The following is a 20,306-nucleotide window of genomic DNA, read 5'->3' on the forward strand; positions in this document are numbered from 1 at the left end:
ACATGGAGAAAGTTTTAGGTCATCTTGAAACCGCCATAGAACTTGACCCGGATTTTCTGCCCGCACTCGAGCGGCTCGTAAAATTCTACAACACCGGCAGCTTCATGTCCCGTCCCGGCACCGATCATCGCAAGCCAAGAGAGAAAGCCTATGAACTTGCGCAACGCCTGCTGTTCCTGAATTCGCAATACGCCACCGCGCATGTGCGGATGGCGTCGTGCCTGCTGTGGAGACGAAACTTCCATTCTGCGGAGCGATCCGCACAGCGGGCGATGGAGCTAAAGTCATATGACCCTTACGTCCTGAACGTACTCGGCACGGCCTTGGTCTATTTGGGCGATCTGGACGCAGCAGAGAAATACTACGGCATGGCCGAGGAACGCCTGCTGCACGATATGGATTTCGTCAGAACCGATTATGGCGAGCTGTTCTATCTCAGACACGACTTCGAACGCGCGTTATCCTGGCTTGAAACGCCCGAAGTCCGCACACCCTATCGCACGCTCTTCTGGCGTGCCCCGACGCTTGCACAATTGGGCTATCTGGTGGAGGCCCGCCAGGATGTCGAAACCATGATCGAAGATTTGCGTAAGCGTTGGCAAGGCTCAAAACCTTTCGAAGCGGAAGCCGGAATTCAATGGATGTGCGATATGAAACCCTACCGCCGAACAGCGCATCGTGATCTTCTGGTTGATGGGTTCAATAAAGCCGGCGTTAAGATCACCGCACAGAATTTTCCGTGAAAGCTGCGTGAAAAAGCCAAATTTCATCGGTTCAGAGCGCAGTTTTCCGTAAGTCCAGCTTGTTCTTTGAAGCCGGTTTCACCCATCCTGATCGAGTTTTTCAAATCTGAGGATCTCGCCCATGGAACATGCGCTGATATCTGACAGGGCGATTTTCGGGCCTCGCGAATGGTCAACCGAGCATCTCCTCAGGCAGAAAAAAATTTCTAAGAAGTTCGAAGATGTCGGAGGTCGTCACGAATTCTGGCTGCACCCGACATCCGAATTGATCCCCGGTTTCGACCCTGAAGCCGAAACGGCACACGAAAACAGAATCTATGCAAGTCTGAGAATTGACCCAAAAAATTTAGTGATTTCCGGCGACATGTTTGCAGACATCCGGCGGCGAGACTGGACCTTTTCGTGGGCTAGCGAAGCGATATTCACTAGCAAGGATCCGCCCGGTTTCAGCAAAAACCAGTGGCGAAGGGAGGGGTGGGACCTGCTCACCATTGCCGACGTGTTTAAGCCGCAGCATCTCTACAGCGACCACGGTCCCGAAAACAAGATGGCCCTTGCGATCAGACTGAGCAGTGATGGCACGCAGATAGCAGCACTGCGAATTATCAAATACGCCGCTAACGCAGTCAAACTTGACGATTGGTCACGATCTGATGCCGCCGACCGGCAGTACGAGTCGCTGCGTCGAATGTCTCTGTTTAGCCTCATACATATCGTTGGTGATAATGCAGATATATATGAGACAATTCTCCGTAGAGCGTTGGGCCATTGAGGTCGCCATTTGCGTCGCGCGCTTTGGCGCACCGGGGTCAAAATTATCTGGGAACATCGGGACCACGGATACTCAGAAAAGTACCTGGACGCCCCCGATGAGACAGAACTTGAGTTACTGGCACCATACCAATGGACGGAAAACCCCTATCGTTTTGCGGTGTTGATCACAACCATGGACCCCGGCACGCCGGATCTGGTTGGCTCGGCTCTTGGCCTTGATGGCAAGGCGCCCCTGCAACGGGCACGGTTCGGCGCAGTGGTCTATCTGAAGAACGTTATCGACAGCTACCTTTTGCGTGTCCGTCTTCAGAGATAATGGTCTTCAGAGCGGCCTGATCTAAGAGAGTATCTGGCTCATCTGGATTGTTTGATTATGCGGCCGTTTTATTGTGAAGCAAGCGGCGCGTTGCGATGGTCTTTTGTTTGATCCTTTCTCGTTGTTTCAGAATGGCTTGGCCGCGTCCGAAGTAGACGTCAGCAGGCGTCAGGTTCTGCAGGCTCTCGTGATAGCGCTGATGGTTGTAGTGGTCGACGAAGGCGTCGATCTGCTGCGTGAGGTCACCTGGCAGGTAGTAGTTTTCCAGCAAGATGCGGTTCTTTAAGGTCTGATGCCAACGCTCTATCTTGCCTTGGGTCTGCGGGTGATACGGCGCACCGCGCACATGGTCCATCTGACGGTCTTCCAGCCAATCAGCCAGCTCGCCGGAGATGTAGGATGAACCGTTATCACTGAGCAGGCGTGGCTTGTGCAGAACGGTTGCCTGATCGCAGCCTGAGGCTTCGAGGGCTAGGTCCAGCGTGTCGGTGACGTCGGTCGTTTTCATCGTCGTGCAGAGCTTCCAGGCGATGATGTAGCGGCTGTAATCATCCAATATCGTGCTGAGATAGAACCAACCCCAGCCGATGACCTTCAGATAGGTGAAGTCAGTTTGCCAAAGTTGGTTGGGCTTTGTCGTCTTGTCCTTGAACTCGTCGGCAGCTTTCAAAACCACATACGCTGGGCTGGTGATCAGATCGTGTTCCTTGAGAAGGCGATACACCGATGACTCTGACACAAAATACCTTTCCGTGTCCGTAAAGCGCACGGCCAGTTCTCGCGGGGATAGTTCGCTCTCGTTCAGCGCCAGATCGACGATCCGCTGGCGCACTTTGTCTGGAATGCGGTTCCAAACTCGCGACGGCCTGGGGCTGCGGTCTTCCAATGCCTCGGGGCCACCGGACTCATACCGATCACACCAGCGATAGAACGTGGTCTTGGGGATGCCCAGCTTGTCCAGCGTCCGTTTGGCCGGCAGGTGCGACCGCTCAACGAGCCGGATAATCTCGATCTTCTCAGATGCAGGATATCTCATTCTTGGTCGCCCCCATCCCCGAGCATGCTTTTTTTGAGCAAGCGAACTTCAAGGGTTTGCTCGGCAACGACCTCCTTCAGCTCTTGGGCTTCACGGCGAAGGTCTTTCACTTCAGTCGTCGAAGCGGCACGGGCCGTATCACCGGCCAGTCGTTTCTTCCCAGCTTCAAGGAACTCCTTGGACCAACTGTAATACAGGCTTTGGGCGATACCTTCGCGACGGCACAGTTCAGCAATACTGTCCTCGCCTTTCAAGCCGTCCAGCACGATCCTGATCTTCTCTTCGGCAGAATACTGTTTGCGGGTAGCGCGGCGGATGTCTTTAACGATCTTCTCGCCGTGGCTCTTTCGTCCGGATGTCTGTCTCATCTCCACTCCTTGGTGGTTACGATGAGCCAGAAACCCTCCCTTATCAAATAGCCCTAAACTGGCCCATAAGCGCTGAAGTCAGACACGAACTGCTTGACCAGTACCGAAACGCGATTGACGCATACCGCAAAAGGCTCGCCGGTGAGATTACCAAAAGTGTGATGGAAGCAGCAATGATACCCCATAGCACGATCAGAGACGCGGACCTCACACCCGTCTATTCTTCGGTAACGTTAACCAAAGACGAAGTTGGCGACAATTCCGATGGTAACGCCGATGGAGGAGGCGACGGTTTTGGGTAAAGCCTTACAACCGGACACAACTGCCAGCGCATCAAAACGCTGGCAGCACCGGACGGTCGAGCCCGAAGAGACGATACAGCGTCTGGAGCGTATCAGGGATATCACCGGCATCACCCGCGTTGCGGATCTGACCGAACTGGACAGGATCGGTATCCCCGTAGCGCAAGCCGTTCGGCCCATGGGAAAACTCCTGACGGTCAGTCAAGGCAAGGGTCTCACGTTGGCGGCCGCCAAGGCGTCGGCTATGATGGAGGCGACGGAGATCTGGCACGCCGAAAATCTGATGCTCGAGGGTCCGCGCGCGACATCGGCAGAAATTGAATCCGAAGCCTATCTCGACCCGCAGTTTTTGCGTAATATTGAACACAAAGCTGATCCTGACGACGCACCTCTCGACTGGGCGCCGGCTAAGGATCTCGTGTCCGGGGCCTCGGTTATGGTGCCGCGTGACAGCGCCAACCTTGATTTCACCCGTCCCGCCGATCCGCCATGGCTGTTGCGCAATACCAATGGGCTTGCCGGGGGCAACACGATGGGCGAGGCGCGGTCTTCCGCATTGGCCGAAGTCATCGAACGCGCGTGCCGCGCCGAGTTCGAGCGTCTTGATGAACAGGCGCGCTCGGCGTGTCGGCTGGACCCTGATCTGGTGGCAAAGGATAGCAGTGTGCTGGGCGATCTGATTGAAATGATACACGATGCCGATCTGGTACTCGACCTGCACAATTTGACGAACGCACTTGCGGTCACGACCATCAGGGCGGTGATTTACGAAACCGACAAGACCCGCCCAAGCCACCGCCCCTCGCGGGGGCACGGGGCGCATCTTGATCCAGTGACGGCCATCTCGCGCGCCATCACCGAGGCAGCGCAGACGCGCATCACCTACATCTCCGGCAATCGCGATGATCTGGACCCGATCCACTACGCCGCTTGGAACCTGTCGAACACGATCCGCGCTCTCGAACGGCAGATGGACTTCGCCACGACACGCGCCTCTTTGGACCTCACCGACCAAAGCACCGCTTTTCCAAGATGCGATGTCAGCGTGATGATCGAACGGATCGAGGCGCAGAACGCTGGCCCCGTGATCTGCCTTGACCTGTCTCACCCGGAACTGGGAATACCGGTGCAAAGATACTTGCTCCCGGTCTCGCCACACGGCGGCCGACAAATTCACGGGTGAAGATATGACTTCCCCCATCATTTTCGTAGGACCAAGCCTGACGCCACAAGACAAGGCGCGATTTCCCGATATCCGGTTTCGGGCACCCGCGAAGCAAGGCGATGTTCTGCGGGCGATGGCAGACAAGCCGACGGCAATCGGGATCATCGACGGCTATTTCGGTGACCATCTGGCCGTGCATCAAAAGGAGATACTGGAGGCGATGGCGGATGGGATACTGGTCTGGGGCGGGGCCTCAATGGGCGCCCTGCGCGCGGCTGAACTACATAGGTTCGGGATGCGTGGCGTCGGAACGATATTCGAGGCCTACGTGAGCGGCGAGATCGGCGAGGATGCCGATGTCGCAGTCACTCACGGTCCGGACGAACTCGACTTTGTGGCGACGTCGATCAGCATGGTCGATGTACAGGCGACAATCGCGGCTTTGAGGCGTCGCCGTACCATGACGGAGACGAAGCTGGCGAAGGTACTGACCGCCGCGCGCGCGCGTCATTTTTCCGCCCGGACGTGGCGCGCGATAGCTTCTGAGGTGCACAAGACGAGGCAGGGACGGCTGCGGCTGGAGAGTATTCTAAGCTCGCCTGAAATTCAGCAGAAGCGACTGGATGCGATTGATCTGGTCCGGTGTATGGCAGAAGAGGCTGACCGTCTGGAACCAAGCTGCAAACCGCCGCCGCTGACTACATACTACCAAAGAATCCGCGAACGTGCGCTGTCGAAGAGTCCGTGATCTTGATCGGGAATTCCTTGATGCTGCTGCCAGTTACGGCACCAAAAAGGAGCTAAGAAAGGCGACCGCTTCAATTGCCTCTGAACTCCAGCGGCAATTGAAGCGCGGCGCTTTTAAGAAGCCATTTCATCTAAACCGCCCCGCCCTGTCGCTCTCTCCGATGTCCAATAACTTGCATTATCGGGCGCATCTAAATACCGCAGCTGGACCCGGACGAAACCCCATTACCGGCGCTGCTAGCCAACAGCTGAAAGCCTCTCCGTCGCGCGGGCGAGTGGCATCGCACGCACCCCCCCCTGCCCCGGCACGTCGCGGTCGCTGGCATAGACCAGTATCCGCTCCGCGACCTCTAGCTCCTCGGACGCGATATGGAATCCGCGCGTGACCTTCGGCGACGTGGTTCGCTTGATCTCGACCGCCCAGAGCGTCTGATCCGGCAGCTTCAGGATCAGGTCTATTTCGGCCCCCGCTGACGAGCGATAGAAACTGGCCTCCGTCCCCCGTGGTGCCGCGGCAATCAGGTTTTCGATGCACAGGCCCTCCCACGAGCCGCCGACGACCGGATGGCCCAGCAGCGCCTCCATCGTCTCCAGCCCAAGCAGGGCGTGGGTGAGACCTGCATCGCGGATATAGACCTTGGGCGATTTGACCAGCCGCTTGCCAGCATTGGCGTGCCAGGGTGGCAGCCGACGCACGAGCATCAGATCGACCAGCAGGTCAAGATAGCGGGCCACGCTTTGCCCCGAAACCCCAAGCCCCGCCGCCAGTTTGGCCGCGTTGAGCAAGCCGCCTTGTTCATGGGCCAGCATTGTCCAGAACCGCCGCAAGGTCTCGGCAGGGATACGCAGCCCGAAGGACGGAATATCGCGTTCAAGATAGGTGCGGATGAAATCCTCCCGCCATGTCAGGCTGTCGCGGTCGGAGCCCGCAAGATAGCTGTCGGGAAAGCCCCCACGCAGCCATAGCTTCGGCAAGGCCCCCTGCCCTACCTCGTCGAGGGTAAACGGCGTCAATTCGTGGTAGCTGACCCGCCCCGCCAGGGATTCCGCGCTTTGCTGCAATAGCGTGTTGGACGCGGAGCCCAGAAGCAGAAACTGGCCCGTCCGATGCCCCGCCCGCCTGCGACGGTCGATCTGCCCACGCAACGCGCCGAACAGGCCGGGCATCAGTTGAACCTCGTCTATCACCACCAGCTTGCCGATCTGCTCGTCAAGATACAGGTCCGGTTCTTCAAGGATCTGGCGATCCGCAATGCGCTCCATGTCAAGATAGACCGCCTCCCGCGCCTCGGCGATATCCTGCGCCAAGGTGGTCTTGCCCACCTGACGAGGGCCGAGCAGGACAACACCGGGCTGGGTGTCTAATGCCCGTTCAAGCTTGGGAAGGTGGTTTCTACGTATCATACCTTGCATTTATGCCATGGCATGGGAGTTTTACAAGGTATATCGCGGAAACACAGAGCCAATCTCATGCTGCCAGCCCTTTCAGTCGCCCAAAGAAGCTCCGGTCCAGATGCAGTTCCCCGATTTCGAACTTACGGGCCATGCCCAGCAAATACCCACCCGCTGACGCCACTTCTCCGGCTTGTACCTTCTCGAACACAAGCGCCAAAGCCGCCGCTGCAACCGGCCTGCCCATCCTCACCTGTGCCTGCGCCCAGCTTTGGTCAGAGATGCCGATCATCGGGCGCAAAGCCTCAGCGCAGCGCATGAAATCAGGCCACCCCCCGATCCCTTTCCCCAGATCATGACCCCAAGAGGTGAATTCCGGACAAGCTTGCAGGATCATCGGTAAATCAAGATCTCGCGTTGCCGTGGCTGTTCCGGGTGGCGCGGTTGCCTCATCCTCTTCTTCAGCGCTGTTACAGGTTACAAGATAAAGTTGATTTGTAGTTTGTATGTGGGGGTCAGATTTGGCCTCTTTGGGGGTCAGATTTGGTGTTTCGTGGCTCTCACACAGCTGTGTCGCTTCTTCGGTGTCGGGCGTCAAAAGGGCACCTTCGATCCGCGCCAACAATCTCCGGAACCGCTCCAGCACAGCCTCAAGTAGATCAGAGGGCATACGGGATCGCGGTAGCTTCTCCAGAAGCGCATCATAGGCCTGTTGAATCCGCGTGAGCCCCCGGCTCTGCGGATCGTCTTGCCACGCTGCCTCAAGCCGTGCGCGAATGCTGCGGCGGGCAATCGTGATCTGTCGCTTCAGGCGCTGGCACAGGCTCCGCTCTGCCGACAACTCGGTCGCCAATTCCTCGAACTCCTCCGCCCGCGCGCTCAGCGGTGACAGATCAAACCCATAGGCCTCGACGATTACGCCAGCCGCGTCCCTGCGCCCCCAACGCTTGCCATTGGGGCTGTCGTTGAAGGTAATGATCCCCACTTCGACCAAGCGCCTGCCGTGGCGCTTCAGGGTCGAGAGCGAAAAGCCCGTCTGCTCCATCAGGAAAGCGTTGGAGGCCCAGACGATAGGCCGCCTGCCCTCCTCCCAATCCTGAGGTTGGGTGAACGCGGCCAAGGTGTCGAGCAGCAGCAGGTCCGCCGCTTTCAGACCGATATGAGCGCCGACCCGCTTCACTGCGACCACGGCGCGCGTCTTCGGGATGGCTCGCGACGCGCCTTTCTTTGCCAGCTCGGCGGATGCCAACAGCGCCTGAGATGCATTTCGCCATCCATCAGGCCGCAAATAACCGGTCCCGTCGCTGCCTGCGCGGGTGTCCCCGATCGGGGTTTCTCTGAATTTCCTCATAATAATGCTTAACGCCGTAAAAACCCGTTCGCCCAAGGGCGTTTTTTGTTGTGTGGCGATTCGCTGGCTGCTAGGATTGAAGTGCGAAAACAATCGGCGCCTTGGCGCTACAGCCCTTGAAACTCCGGTTTCGAGGGTTTTTTCGTTCTGCGTCGTCCTCCTGCTCTGCTCGTTGCCAATGTGCCAGTTAACAGCTGTTAACTGGCGCTATCTTCCAGTCGTTCTTGAAAGGACCGGTAAGATTCCTGAATAAGCTGGTCGATGTTCTGATCCAGCCAGTCTGCGAAGGCCTTGTTCTCCCCTGCCCGCTTCACGGACAGCGCGACGGAGGATTTGCCTGATTTCACCGTGACACCGGGCACCGGCGTCCGCTCGGACAGCGTCCGCTCTTTCGGGCCGCGGGCGTTGAATGCCGCAAGCGCCGCCTCAAGTCGCGTATCGGAGTCTGCCTCCGCCCCCAGCTTCGTCAAAGCCGACAGTACCTGTTCTTCGGACGTGCCGCCCGTCTCGAAGGCGGAAGCCAGCGCCATCCATTTCGGGCGTCCCGCCTTGGGGGCCGCGCCGATAAACTCGCCCACCGCATCAGGGATCAGCCGCGTGATCCGTTCCAGTTGCGACAGGGTGTTCTTGCTGATCGCCAGCGCCTGCATGACCTGTTCGCGGGTGTGGCCTTGCTCCAGAATGGCCTTGGCGAAGCGGGCGCGCTCGTAATAGCTCAGGTCGGCGCGACCGGCGTTCTCCAGACCTTTGGCCATCAGCGCCTCGGTGTCGTCCAGGGTACGGATCAGCGCCTTGACTGGAATGCCAAGCTGACGGCAGGCTAGGATACGCCGCCGCCCATAGACCACATCGAAATGCCCGTCGCGGTTGCGGGACGGGCGCAAAAGCACCGGAACCTGCTGACCGGAGGCCGCGATGCTTTGCGCGATGTCCTGCAATTCGCCGGACTGCGCGTCCGGGTTAACAGCTGTTAACTCCAGACGGTCCTGCGGCCCCCAGCTCTGGATCAGGGCCGTGTCGATCTCCTGAATCCCGCCGATGCCCGCGCGCACAGAGCCGACGGTCCCCTTGGGCAAGCTGCGATGCGCCCGGTCATAGATCGGGGCCTTGCCCTCGGTTGCGGCGGATATTGCGGCCATGATGCCGGATTTGTTCTTGTCGAGTGCCATGTCTAGCGCCCCCATGCTTTTTGAATCAGATGCGCAACATCCGAGCCGACAGCGTCCATGCTGTGCCGCGCGCGATCATAGGTGCTGCGGGTCATTTCGGCCCGCGTCACCTCATAGATCGACATCTTCAGCATCGAGGCATCTGCAACCGCCGTGCTTCGAACGGCCGTGGAGGGAATAACCCGATCCTGAAACAGCGCGCGCATCAGAGAAACGATCTGTTGGCTCGGTATGTCGCTGGGATCATCTCTTGTGATTAAAAAGGAAAAGAAATCGTGATCCAACCGTACGCCGGTATTCTCGATCACGCCCAGATAGGCCGAGGTCATCTCGACGAATTGTTGTGTCGACGCGAGGTCCAGCATGCTGGGGGTCATCGGCACCAGAACCGAGGTCGCCGCGAAAAGCCCGGTCAGCGTTAGAAAGCCGAGGGCAGGGGGGCTGTCGATGATGACCACGTCATAGTCATCCTCCACAGAGTCCAGCGCGCGGGACAGCCGCTCGAAAAACGCCTCGCCACGGCCGGCATTGACGGCGGTTTCGGTCTCGAACTCGCTCAGGATCAGGCGGGCAGGGGCCAGATCAAGGCCGGGGAAATAGGTGTCGACGATCACATCGCGCAAGGGCAGGGGGTCGTCGTAGCGCAAGGCGTCGTAAATGGTGGCGCCGTCGAACTCCAACTCGGTCTGCAATCCGCAAAAGCCGGTGAGGCTTCCCTGCGGGTCAAGATCGACCGCCAGCACGCGGTAGCCTGCCAGCGCAAGGTAGTGGCACAGATGGATCGTCGCCGTGGACTTGGCGGAGCCGCCCTTGAAGTTCATCAGCTGGATGACTTGCAACTTGTCGCCCTCGCGGCGGCCGGGAACATATTTGCCGACCGTGCGAGAGCCCGCTTCGAGCAGGTGCCGCATTTTCCACAGCTCTGCACCGGAATAGAAACGCCGCCCGTTGGAGATGACTTCCGGCTCCGGCAGGGTGCCGTCGGAATGCCCCTTGCGCAGGAACTGGCCGGAGACGCCCAGCAGCTCGGCAGACTCTGTTGCACTGAAAAGCCGCAATTTCTTGCGTTGATCCGGCGCATAGACCTGCTCTAGATGTGTGGTGAGTGCGGTCTTCAACCGCGCCGCCATTTCCTGCGTCACGTCGGTCTGGGAGGCGGCCGAGATGGGTCCCGTCTGTAGCATGGTTGTTGTTTTCCCGCTCAATATTGCTTATTTGCGCAACTTCAACCCGTTAGGCCGCGATTCACCCTGCCAAGTCAAGGAAAATATCCACAGGTAGTGTCTAACAAACCCGTAGACACAAATCCATCCACCAGAGCATGCGTGTTAACAGCTGTTAACTGGCGGAGATTCTGGCGGGGCTGTAGGGCAGGGCGGGCAGCCAACCGGACTATCGGTTACCGGTTTGACCGCTATAAAGCCGCAAAAATGCAAGCTGGCCGAATACTGCCGTCACCATTGGACGCAGCAGCCAGGCGACCACCAGAAAAGCGGTCGCGATACCCCATTGGGCGGGAATATCCGGTATCGCACTCGCGCTGGTGAAGGCGGCCGTCGCCCCGATTGGCATCGCCAGAATCGCAAACGCGATCACCGCGCGATCCAGCCATTTGCGCCACTGAACCCCCCCCGACGATAGCCTCCGCCCCAAGCCCCCATTCCCGGTAGGTATCGAAGGCCTCTCTTCCATCCGGCAACAGTCGCAACTGTCCGTTGCGGCGCAAAAGTCTCTGGATTTTGCCAAGATCGCAATTGCGGCCCTCCAACGCACCAAGCAGGATGATCGGGGCGAGAGCCAACACACCAACGCTCAATGCGGTAAGGATCGCCTCGCCGAAAGCCACGAGTACATAGACGGCAAAGATCACGGCCACAGCAGGTGATGCGAGGCCGCCAAGGACCAGCGTCAGAAGGACTTGAAGACGTGGGCTGCGAAGTATGAACAGATTGCAGAGAAATAGGCTGTAACACGCCGCGATTATGGCCAAGGGCAGCCACGTAAATTGCCCCCACCCATGTGTCCCGAACCCGACACTGCCAAACAATGCCACGGTAAGCGCAGCACTGATTGCCGACAGCCCTACCATCTTCGCCCGAGGCTGGAGAGGCAGGTAGATCAGGCCTCTGGTCGCTTGCGTATCTATACTGTCAGTCAAAACCGAAACGGCGCTTCATTACGTAAACTCCAGGCGCAAGCGCCACGCGGCTCAATCATTCAAAATCATCGGCGTCGCCGTAATCGCTATATGTCCATCATCCAATAACTTGGGGAGGTGATATTCTGGGTCCAGTTTAAATTTCTCGATGCTGCCAATCTCCGGCATTCCAGCGCCGATATACCCGTAAAAACCACCATACGTCCGCGCTTTTGCAGCCAGAGATTCCGGTGCCCGTCCGGAATAGGGAAGTCCGAAGATAATCCGGCCATCCGCTGTTATGCCGACAAAATAGTGCTCTCCCTGACTATCCTTGAAGTATATAGGATATTCTTGACCAAACTGAGTTTCCAAGAACTTGACCAATTCATTCAGCCCGGAGAATGACCGCTCGACTTCGCCCATCCAAGGAAACTCGTAGAGATTTGTATTAGGTATCAACCCATTATCTTCAACGAACTTCAATATCTCGGAAACCGGCCTTTGGGAGGCAAAGTAAAACAAAGCATTTGCATCCATCTTAACGCCCCCGTGCCAAGCCGGCGCTGACAAATTTGCCAATGTCGCGAAGCTCGTAATAATAGAGCTGCTGACCACCTATCGTTGCTCTGAACTCGGTCATCCTAGCCGGTGGGCCTGCAGGATATCCACGGACGGCCTACGGTTTCATCACTATTCTAACCGTGTAAGCACTTGTTCACACTTGGACAACAGCGGCATTGAATAGGCTTTGCAGTTCGTCAGCTTGTGCGGATGTGCCCCTAGTTTCCTATACGCCTGCTTCGTTCATTTTCTTCTGTTTCATTTCATAGTCAACGGGCGACAACATGCCGTTGTTCGTGTCTTGCCTGTTCGGACGAGGTTCCGGCGATACGGCAACTTGAATTTCACCTCAACCGGTGGGGTTGCACGGCTGCTATGGTGAATTCCGCTGCATTGCAAAACACGCGTTGCTGTACACGCGAAGAAATGCTGCGTGAGCAAGAGCAAAAGGCTGGTTCGTCCCGCGTTTTGCGTGTTGGAACGTGGTGCAGCGAACAGCAGAGTCTACTGAACCAGTCACACGTTGATAACACAGTGAAGATGTTAGGAGAGTCCTGATCAACCGATGCTGCAGGATTGTCGAATGGCTGCTTCAGGTCAGATCAAAGGGTTTAGCAGGGACTGGACCGATAGCTTGGAGTGATTCGAAAGCCTGAAGTTGACCCAGTTGTGACAAAAAACGGTTCATCCTTCACTTTCTAAAGCTCACACTCCAGTGCAAGTCCCAGCATGTAAGAACAGACATGCGACCATAACTGTAGTGCCGAGTCCGCCCACCTGGTCACGAAACACTCCGTTGTCTCGCCTCGATCGGTCTAGGGCATGGCGGATGCTATTTCTGTCATGACGCGCACGTTCGCGTCGCAGTGGAGGACAAGCGCATGGGCGAATTACCTGCATTGTCCCGAAGTGCATCGGCTCATCGGCACACAAGGGCCAATGACCAACCATTTTGGAGGACGAGGTGAACAGTTAGGGTCCGTAAAACACGCCCACAAGCCAGAGAGGAACGGCGGGCACGTAAGTGACGATCAACAGGACGAAAACCAGGACCGCGATAAACGGAAGGTTTGTCTTCGTCGTCTCCCAAACGTCGGTCTTGGCGATTGAGCAAGCGGTAACGAGAACGCTTGCCACCGGCGGCGTCTGCTGGCCGAGCGCAATGTTAAGGGTGAGCAGGATGCCAAAATGGACGGGGTCGATGCCCAACTGGTTCACGAGGGGCATAAAGATCGGCACGGTCAAAATGATCGCCGCCGCACCGTGCAACACCATTCCAATAAATAGCAGGAACACGTTTATGATCATCAGGACAAGGAAGGGATTTTCAGTCAACGTCGTAATGCCTGCGGCCAGTTTCTGCGGCATCTGCGTCTCGGTTAGGTAGAGCCCCAGAACGGCAGAAGACGCGACGAGCAGCATCACGACCGACGTTTGCAGAACACCATCTATGAGCGCGGCGTAGAGTTTGCGCAGATTTAGTTCGCGGTAGACTAGAAGACCGATGGACAGCGCCGCGAGAACAGCGATACCCGCGCCCTCGGTTGCGGTAACTATGCCGCCGAAAATGCCGCCGAGGATGATGACGGGCAGCATCAGCGCCCAGGCCGCCTCGCGGGTGGCGTGCCAGAGACGGCACAGAGAGAAGCTTTCTTCGCGCGGGAGATCATAGCGGATAGCGAAATAGTAGCACATGCCCATCAGGAGCGAGGCACCGAGCAGGCCAGGCACAATTCCTGCCACGAATAGCTGCACAATCGACGTGTTTGAAAGCGCACCATACAAGATCATCGGTATGGACGGCGGAATGATGATGGCCAGCGACGCGGTGGACGAGGTGAGCGCCGCAGCAAAACGAGGTGAATAGCCCTTGCGCTTCATTGCGGGAATCAGAACTGACCCCGTTGCCGCCACGTCCGCCACGGCGGAGCCCGAGATTTCCGCGAAGAAAAGCGAGACGCCTACGTTCACCATGGCCAGCCCGCCGCGCACGAAGCCGATCAAAGCCGAGACGAAGGCAATCAGCCGGGTCGAGATGCCACCGGTGTTCATCAATGCGCCCGCCAGAATGAACAGCGGGATCGCGATCAACGGAAAGCTTGTGGCACCGTCGAAGAGCGACAGGGCCGCGTTTAGAAAGCCGAGGTGTCCGTTCAGCAACCAGACGCCGATCAGGGCGCTGGCCAGAATCGACACCGCAATCGGCAGGCCCGCGGCGATCAGGAGGAACATCGACAGGAGAACGAGCGCTTCGGTCACGTTTTGCGACCTGCGCGGGACAGTTCCGCTTCGGCGCGCGCGATCTCCTGCGCGATCTCCTCGCTTTCGGGGTCGGCGCCTGCTCGAACGGATGCAAGACGTTCGGGGAGGGTCAGCACGCGCGCCAGCACCATGAAAGCCGCAGCTACCGGCAGGATACCCTGAACGAATGTGCGCGGCACAAACCGAAGGGTTGTCATCGTCTCGGAGCCGAAGAAGTCCAGAATGGCCCAACCAGCCCAGACGACGATCCCAAAGGTGGCTATGAAGACTGCCTCGACCAGCCAGAACAGAGGTATGCGAATGGGGCCCGGAAGGCCGAACAGCAATCCGTTGAAGCCAAGGTGGGCATTGCGAAGGACAGCCAGCGCGGCCCCGGTGAAGGTGATCCAAGCCAGTAGGACGGACGAAACCTCGTCGTACCATATCAGAGATGATCCAGAATAGCGGAAGCCAACACCCATCAGAACGATGCAAGCGAGCGCGACGATCATCGCCAGCGTCGCTGCCTGCAGGCCGATATCAAGCGTTCGGATGGCCAGATCGCGCATATCGGACGCTCCTGTAAATGGCGGAATCAAAGGAAGGGGCGGCACGCCAATCTGACGCGCACGCCCGGTGTTTATCCGGACCGGATCAGGATCCGTCACCTGCTAGCGCGAGGGCTTCGTCGATCATCGCCTGACCGTTCTCGACCTCGTCCGCGAACTTCTGGTAGATGGGCTTGGAGGCCTCGACAAAAGCCGCACGATCGGCTTGGTTCACCTGCATCCCAGCCTCGGTAAGCGTCGTAAGAAGATCGTCGTCCTGACTTGCCCCCTGCTCGCGCGCCCAGACCGCAACTTCCTGCGCGGTTTCAGACAGAATGGTCTGTATCTTCGAATCCAGCTTGGCAAAGGTATCGATACCCACGGTCGGGTAGGCCGGCGAATAGACGTGGCCGGTCATCGACAGATACTCCTGTACTTCCTCGAATTTGGCCCCGGCAATATTGGTCAGCGGGTTCTCCTGCCCGTCGATGACGCCGGTTTGCAGCGCCACGAAGACTTCGGAGAAGGCCATCGGCGTCGGGTTCGCACCCCATTCCTCGAACATGGAAACACGCCATGAGGAATTCGGCGTCCGAATCTTCAGCCCTTCCAGATCGGCGGGAACGTTGATAGGGCGGTCGTTGTTCGTGATCTGACGAAAACCGTTTTCCCATACAGCGAGTGGTCGGTATCCCTGCGCCTCGGCGGCAGGAACCAGCGTGTTGCTGAATAAGGTCTCGTCCATTCGGGCCAGATGATCACGATTGGCGACGAGGAAGGGCAGATCGAAGATGGCGTATTCAGGTGCGATCTCCGGCATGATAGACGAGGGCAGGGTGATGTGCATCGTTCCCAGCCGGATCTTCTGAAGCATGTCCTTGTCCTTGCCCAGTTGCGAGCTGTCAAAGACTTTGACCTCCCCCAGATCGCCCAGCTTCTCGTTGGCACGACGCTGGAACTCGTAGGCTGATTGCCCCTGCAACGAGTTTGGCGTCGCCGAGATCCCGAAGATGATCTCCTCTTGGGCCGTGGCCATGCCACTCCACGCGATTGTCAGCGCGATCAGCGCGCTCAGCTTCTTGGTTTTCATGTCATCCTCCCTGAATGATCCATTGTGTCGGCACGCGCCGACTGTCTTAGCTTCTGTTTGCACCCTCGATGACATTGATGGGCTGCGCGCCATATCGAGGGCAACTTTGCAACGCCGCGATTAAATCCTTGCGGGCCGCATAATCGGCATTTCTTTGCGGCGCGCGCGCCGCCAGACGGCGGCCAAGCTTCAAGGCAGCCATCGTAGCCCCCATGTCGGCGACACCTTGGCCCGCGATGTCATAGGCCGTGCCATGCGCCGGCGTGACGATGGGAAAGCCATAGCCGGCAATCAGCGTCACGCCCCGGTCGAATCCGATTAGCTTCATGGCGATCTGCCCCTGATCATGAAACATGGTCAGTACTGCGTCGAACTCACCCTTGAGAGCGCGCACAAACACCGTGTCCGAGGGCACGGGCCCCTTCACGGCCATCTGCTCCGCCTTTGCGCGTTCCACGGCCGGAAGGATGATATCCTCGTCTTCCGAACCGAAATTACGACCATCACCCGCATGTGGGTTGAGAGCCGCGACGCCAATACGCGGGCGTTCGATCCCTGCGTCCTGCATCACCTCGACAGTTAATTTCAGGCTATCAAAGATGCGATCAGGACTCAGCAGTCCGGCCACATCACGCAGTGGGACATGGGACGTGACACGCGCGTTCCACACCTCGTCGAGCACGTTGAACTCTCGCCCCGATCGGGGCGCATCCAACACGGCGTCGATGAAGCCGATCTCGTCGATGTAATCCGTCTTGGCCATCCGCATTGCGGCCTTGTTGAACGGTGTAAATGCCACGGCATCGACCAGACCTACCTTCGCTGTCAAAAGCGCCGCCCGGAAGTTCTCCAGCGCAGCCGCCCCAGCCCGGGACGTCGCCACGCCGACGGTCGCATCGTCGGGGTCGCAATTGCCCAGATCGATCAGCACACTGCCTTCGGTCAGTCGGGACAGGGCATTCAGGTCCGCCGTGGCAAAGTCCAGCACCACACCCGCCTGCTGGGCGCCCAAATCCAGCGCGCGCCGATCACCGAACACGATCATATCGGCCCCGGTTTGGATGTCTGAAAGGATACGGGCGGCAAGCTCCAAGCCGATGCCGCCTGCATCTCCAAGTGCCAATGCTATTCGTCTTACATCCACCATCAAACCCTCAGTTGTATACAAAATACATAAATGATCTCGAAAGACAAGAAGACCGCTGATAAAAGCAGGATAAATTCAGGAGATGACCTTGCGCGAAGCCCCTCAATCCCCGATCCATACCATTTCGAAACGCAGTCTGCATGATCAGGCTGTGGAGCAAATTCGTGATCTGATAATCGAAGGATATCTCGAACCGGGGCAACGTATCGACGAGGCTGCCTTGATTGCCGATCTCGGTATATCGCGCACCCCGTTCCGCGAAGCGTTGAGAACGCTCGCGGCGGAAGGGCTCATTGAGATCCGGCCCTCTCGGGGAAGCGTTGTACGGAAGCTTTCGGCCGAAGAAGTCAAAAGCATGCTCGAACTACAGGCTCATCTGGAGAGCCTGGCCGGTCGCCTCGCTTGCGAGCGCGCAACGGATGCACAGATCGCGGAGCTCCTCGATATCCACGACCGGATGATCGTTCTCTACGAGGCGAGGGACCGGCTTCGCTATTACAAGCTGAACCAAGCTTTCCATACGCAACTTGCCGAAGCGGCAGGAAACAGCGCGCTCACTGAAACACAACGCAGTTTGCAGGCGCGACTGAAGCGTATCCGCTTCATCGGGAACCGTCAGCCGGACTTCTGGGAAGCCGCAGTGCGAGAGCATACGGAGATGGCCAATGCGCTGCGTGAGAGAGACGGCAAACGACTCGCCGAGACGATGGCACGGCATCTGACGAATACTTGGGACCGCGTGCGCAATGTTGTCAATTCCGAAGGCAGATGAACACAAAGGGCATTGCCCACTTAACGGCAATGACCTGTAATGGTCCCCAGGGGTGATTTTCTCAGGCGGTCATTTCGAGCGCATAACCGTGCTACAAGTCGAAGGCATTGGACCTTGCGTGGCGGTATGAGACGGTGGAGAGGCGATAGCGGCGGGGTCTGAACATAGCGTTGATTTGATCGTGAGCCGCGAGGAACCTCTGCGTCTGTCGGATTGATTTGAGCCGGCCCATGTCTTTCTCTCGTTTGCGGGTCGGCCGATGCGACCCCTTGATGCGGTTTTTGAGCCCTTTGTGTGGCCGATGATCAGCTTCTGGTGCAACGGTCCGGATCGGTTTGATGTAACTGCGCAATTCGTCCGTCACGACGACACGCGGTTTGCCAAAGCGGGCGATCGGTCGCGTAAGGAAACGCTTGGCAGCTTTGGCGTTTCGGCGCGGCTGCACAAGGACATCCAGCACGTCCCCGTTCGCATCCACTGCTCGCCGCGACCATATTTCACGCCGTTGATCGGAACGACGACTTCGTCTAGATGCCATTTGTCTGCAGCAGTGGGACGGTCACGCTTGATGCGATTGGCGAAATGCCAGCCACATAGGTTCACCATTTGCGCACGGTTTCCCGACTAACGGTTACACCGCGTTCAGCGAGCAGATCCTCTACTGTCCGCCGTACTGAGCGCGAAGCGATGATAGGCCCATACGGCATAAGCCACGACTTTACGGGGGAAACGATAGCGCTTCAGGCGCGGCATCTCAGCTGGTATCCTCATGACAAATCGCGAGCCGTGCCAAGGTGCGGTAGCAAATTGGCAGTACCGGTCAGCGTATTTTCCACAAACACGGGCTGGTTTTCCTGATGCAGGGTGAAGATGCGGTCTTGCAGCAGGCCTACGCGCGCCAAGGTCGCAGCGCCCGTACAAATCCCCTCGACTTTCCCGCCAAAGCGAACATGTTTGCGAATCTGCGCAACCGTCATGTCAGCCGCAACATCCCCCCTGATTTCCCGAGCAGACCAGCAAACGCAGATCTTTTTGGCAAGGCGTTCAAGCTGGCATGAACGCTGACGTCCATCCCCGAGGAGTATCTGACGGCATGACCATCCTCGGAAAACACCGTCCAACGACAGAGCGGCTTCTGCGCCAGTTGATTGGCGATGCACAGTGGATCAAGGGCGGCGCCGAAGGCGAGCAACGTGAAACGGGGCAAGAGCAGGAACCCCAGATCCAACGGCGCTTTGAAACCTTCCACCGGGAAGAAAAACGCGCCTTCCGGGACCACTTCGGGTCCGAGGCCGGGATCAGGGTCACTGTTGCTCATGACGATGGCAAGGCTACCGGCAAGAGCGGCGCAGTCCGAGCCGACGTTGGAGACCTGGACTGCAACCAGCGGCAAATGCCGCTATTCTGCCATTTGCCGATCAACTTGCTGTTCCTCATTGATCATTGCCTGCAACTGGCGGCGGAACCGCAATTGCCCTCCGTCAATGGGCAGGTCGATATGTGGCGAGGTTTTTTTGCTCATGCCTTTTTGCACTTCGTTAAGGACATCCCTGTCCTCCTCGAATGCATGTTGAACGTCCTCCGACATCATTTTGGAAAGCTCTTCGTCATCGGGTCTGATGTTGCGCAACTGAAACCAGTAGTAGCGCGTGCGCCCCTCATCCGTGGGGGTCATGAAGTTGTAGCTGTCCATGATGAAGGTGTTTTCATGCAGGGGGCCATCGGGCCCTCCGGTGCCAGCGGGCGTAAACACCGCCTTGATCAGCGCATGGGACGGATAGCGCACTTCGTAGTGCTGGAGGCGGTCGCAGTTGCCCTCGAACTCGACCACTTTCTTGTAGAACGGCGCGGGTTCGTGATCCATCATCCAGCGGTGTACGATCACGCCATCATCGGTTTTCCTGATCCGTAGCGGCGTGTCCTTGGTGGCATCTGCGGCAAAGCTGCTTTGGTGGACCCAGGCGACGTGGGTCGGGTCCAGCAGGTTGTCGCACATCAGCAAGTAGTTGCAGTCAAGCTCCATCGCGGCTCCGCGATTGATACCCCATGCTGGGTTATCGTAGTTCTCGATCTCGAAGATGTCGCTCGGATCGGCGAGCGCCGGATTGCCCATCCAAATCCAGACCAGCCCGTATTTTTCGTGGCACGGATAGGCGTGCACCTTGGCGTTGGACGGAATGCCACCGGCCCCCGGTGCCCAGACGCATTGGCCCACACAGTTGAACGTCAGGCCGTGATAACCACATTCGACGGTATCGCCTTTGATGCGGCCCTTGGACAGCGGCAGCTTGCGGTGCGGGCAGGCATCCTCAAGCCCGACCAGATCGCCCGCTTCCGTGCGAAACACGCAGATGTTTTCACCCAACACGGTGATCTGTTGCAAATCGCGTGTAATCTCGTGATCCCATGCAGCGACATACCAGGCGTTTTTCAGAAACATCAGG

20 protein-coding genes and 1 pseudogene are annotated in these 20,306 nt (G+C 57.9%); 6 read left to right on the forward strand and 15 right to left on the reverse strand.

Annotation, left to right across the window (positions count from 1 at the left end; genetic code table 11):
* Nucleotides 1-2: 2 nt before the first annotated feature.
* From THALAR_RS10030 to THALAR_RS18575, 3 genes are all read left to right on the forward strand, one after another.
* Entirely contained in the window at nucleotides 3-743 is a 741-nt protein-coding gene (locus tag THALAR_RS10030; RefSeq protein WP_021101433.1) for a tetratricopeptide repeat protein, read from the forward strand.
* 121 nt (nucleotides 744-864) lie between these two features.
* Entirely contained in the window at nucleotides 865-1,515 is a 651-nt protein-coding gene (locus THALAR_RS10035) for a hypothetical protein (RefSeq protein WP_040818314.1), read from the forward strand.
* A 159-nt stretch (nucleotides 1,516-1,674) separates the two neighbouring features.
* Nucleotides 1,675-1,833: a hypothetical protein gene (locus THALAR_RS18575; protein ID WP_169788535.1), complete on the forward strand. Its 159-nt coding sequence runs from the start codon at nucleotides 1,675-1,677 to the stop codon at nucleotides 1,831-1,833.
* 55 nt (nucleotides 1,834-1,888) lie between these two features.
* Here THALAR_RS18575 and THALAR_RS10045 read toward each other — a convergent pair.
* A protein-coding gene (locus tag THALAR_RS10045) for an IS3 family transposase (protein ID WP_154666793.1) occupies nucleotides 1,889-3,237 on the reverse strand; the annotation gives its coding sequence in 2 pieces (ribosomal slippage) (nucleotides 1,889-2,904 and nucleotides 2,904-3,237; 1,350 coding nt in all).
* 264 nt (nucleotides 3,238-3,501) lie between these two features.
* On the opposite strand from THALAR_RS10045, the gene THALAR_RS10055 reads away from it, so the two are divergent.
* Together THALAR_RS10055 and THALAR_RS10060 are read left to right on the forward strand one after the other, a co-directional pair.
* Entirely contained in the window at nucleotides 3,502-4,722 is a 1,221-nt protein-coding gene (locus THALAR_RS10055) for a YcaO-like family protein (protein WP_083483448.1), read from the forward strand.
* Between the two features lie 4 nt (nucleotides 4,723-4,726).
* Nucleotides 4,727-5,452: a TfuA-like protein gene (locus THALAR_RS10060; protein ID WP_021101438.1), complete on the forward strand. Its 726-nt coding sequence runs from the start codon at nucleotides 4,727-4,729 to the stop codon at nucleotides 5,450-5,452.
* Nucleotides 5,453-5,688: 236 nt separating this feature from the next.
* On the opposite strand, the gene THALAR_RS10065 is transcribed toward THALAR_RS10060, so the two are convergent.
* From THALAR_RS10065 to THALAR_RS10110, 10 genes are all read right to left on the reverse strand, one after another.
* Nucleotides 5,689-6,855, reverse strand: a complete 1,167-nt coding sequence (locus tag THALAR_RS10065; RefSeq protein ID WP_040818321.1) for an ATP-binding protein — start codon at nucleotides 6,853-6,855, stop codon at nucleotides 5,689-5,691.
* A gap of 64 nt (nucleotides 6,856-6,919) precedes the next feature.
* Nucleotides 6,920-8,194, reverse strand: a complete 1,275-nt coding sequence (gene repC / locus THALAR_RS10070; protein ID WP_021101440.1) for a plasmid replication protein RepC — start codon at nucleotides 8,192-8,194, stop codon at nucleotides 6,920-6,922.
* A 197-nt stretch (nucleotides 8,195-8,391) separates the two neighbouring features.
* On the reverse strand, nucleotides 8,392-9,363 hold the full coding sequence (gene repB / locus THALAR_RS10075; protein ID WP_021101441.1) for a plasmid partitioning protein RepB: 972 nt from the start codon (nucleotides 9,361-9,363) through the stop codon (nucleotides 8,392-8,394).
* A gap of 2 nt (nucleotides 9,364-9,365) precedes the next feature.
* Nucleotides 9,366-10,547, reverse strand: coding sequence for a plasmid partitioning protein RepA (gene repA / locus THALAR_RS10080; RefSeq protein WP_021101442.1), 1,182 nt, complete (start codon nucleotides 10,545-10,547; stop codon nucleotides 9,366-9,368).
* Between the two features lie 230 nt (nucleotides 10,548-10,777).
* Nucleotides 10,778-11,239 (reverse strand): hypothetical protein, encoded by a 462-nt coding sequence (locus tag THALAR_RS10085; protein ID WP_211264798.1) that lies wholly within the window; start codon nucleotides 11,237-11,239, stop codon nucleotides 10,778-10,780.
* A gap of 333 nt (nucleotides 11,240-11,572) precedes the next feature.
* Nucleotides 11,573-12,040: a hypothetical protein gene (locus tag THALAR_RS10090; protein WP_040818325.1), complete on the reverse strand. Its 468-nt coding sequence runs from the start codon at nucleotides 12,038-12,040 to the stop codon at nucleotides 11,573-11,575.
* A gap of 996 nt (nucleotides 12,041-13,036) precedes the next feature.
* The gene (locus THALAR_RS10095; protein ID WP_021101446.1) at nucleotides 13,037-14,323 is read right to left on the reverse strand and encodes a TRAP transporter large permease; all 1,287 of its coding nucleotides are present in this window, start codon (nucleotides 14,321-14,323) and stop codon (nucleotides 13,037-13,039) included.
* Nucleotides 14,320-14,874: a TRAP transporter small permease gene (locus THALAR_RS10100; RefSeq protein ID WP_021101447.1), complete on the reverse strand. Its 555-nt coding sequence runs from the start codon at nucleotides 14,872-14,874 to the stop codon at nucleotides 14,320-14,322. The genes THALAR_RS10095 and THALAR_RS10100 overlap by 4 nt, the downstream gene beginning before the upstream one ends.
* A gap of 85 nt (nucleotides 14,875-14,959) precedes the next feature.
* Nucleotides 14,960-15,943, reverse strand: coding sequence for a TRAP transporter substrate-binding protein (locus tag THALAR_RS10105; protein ID WP_021101448.1), 984 nt, complete (start codon nucleotides 15,941-15,943; stop codon nucleotides 14,960-14,962).
* Nucleotides 15,944-15,989: 46 nt separating this feature from the next.
* Nucleotides 15,990-17,036: a 4-hydroxythreonine-4-phosphate dehydrogenase PdxA gene (locus THALAR_RS10110; protein ID WP_245622412.1), complete on the reverse strand. Its 1,047-nt coding sequence runs from the start codon at nucleotides 17,034-17,036 to the stop codon at nucleotides 15,990-15,992.
* 136 nt (nucleotides 17,037-17,172) lie between these two features.
* Between THALAR_RS10110 and THALAR_RS10115 the strand changes: the two genes are divergently transcribed.
* Nucleotides 17,173-17,862, forward strand: coding sequence for a GntR family transcriptional regulator (locus THALAR_RS10115; RefSeq protein WP_021101450.1), 690 nt, complete (start codon nucleotides 17,173-17,175; stop codon nucleotides 17,860-17,862).
* A 91-nt stretch (nucleotides 17,863-17,953) separates the two neighbouring features.
* Here THALAR_RS10115 and THALAR_RS10120 read toward each other — a convergent pair.
* From THALAR_RS10120 to THALAR_RS10135, 4 genes and pseudogenes are all read right to left on the reverse strand, one after another.
* Nucleotides 17,954-18,633: pseudogene (locus THALAR_RS10120) on the reverse strand (IS6 family transposase).
* Nucleotides 18,630-18,839 (reverse strand): type 1 glutamine amidotransferase family protein, encoded by a 210-nt coding sequence (locus THALAR_RS10125; protein ID WP_021101452.1) that lies wholly within the window; start codon nucleotides 18,837-18,839, stop codon nucleotides 18,630-18,632. The pseudogene THALAR_RS10120 and the gene THALAR_RS10125 overlap by 4 nt, the downstream one beginning before the upstream one ends.
* Nucleotides 18,836-19,255 (reverse strand): type 1 glutamine amidotransferase family protein, encoded by a 420-nt coding sequence (locus THALAR_RS10130; RefSeq protein WP_021101453.1) that lies wholly within the window; start codon nucleotides 19,253-19,255, stop codon nucleotides 18,836-18,838. The genes THALAR_RS10125 and THALAR_RS10130 overlap by 4 nt, the downstream gene beginning before the upstream one ends.
* Before the next feature lie 6 nt (nucleotides 19,256-19,261).
* Nucleotides 19,262-20,302 carry an aromatic ring-hydroxylating dioxygenase subunit alpha gene (locus tag THALAR_RS10135; RefSeq protein ID WP_021101454.1) on the reverse strand — a complete coding sequence of 347 codons (1,041 nt, stop codon included), beginning with the start codon at nucleotides 20,300-20,302 and terminating at the stop codon, nucleotides 19,262-19,264.
* Nucleotides 20,303-20,306 lie beyond the last annotated feature (4 nt).

Source organism: Litoreibacter arenae DSM 19593, assembly GCF_000442275.2.
GTDB lineage: Bacteria > Pseudomonadota > Alphaproteobacteria > Rhodobacterales > Rhodobacteraceae > Litoreibacter > Litoreibacter arenae.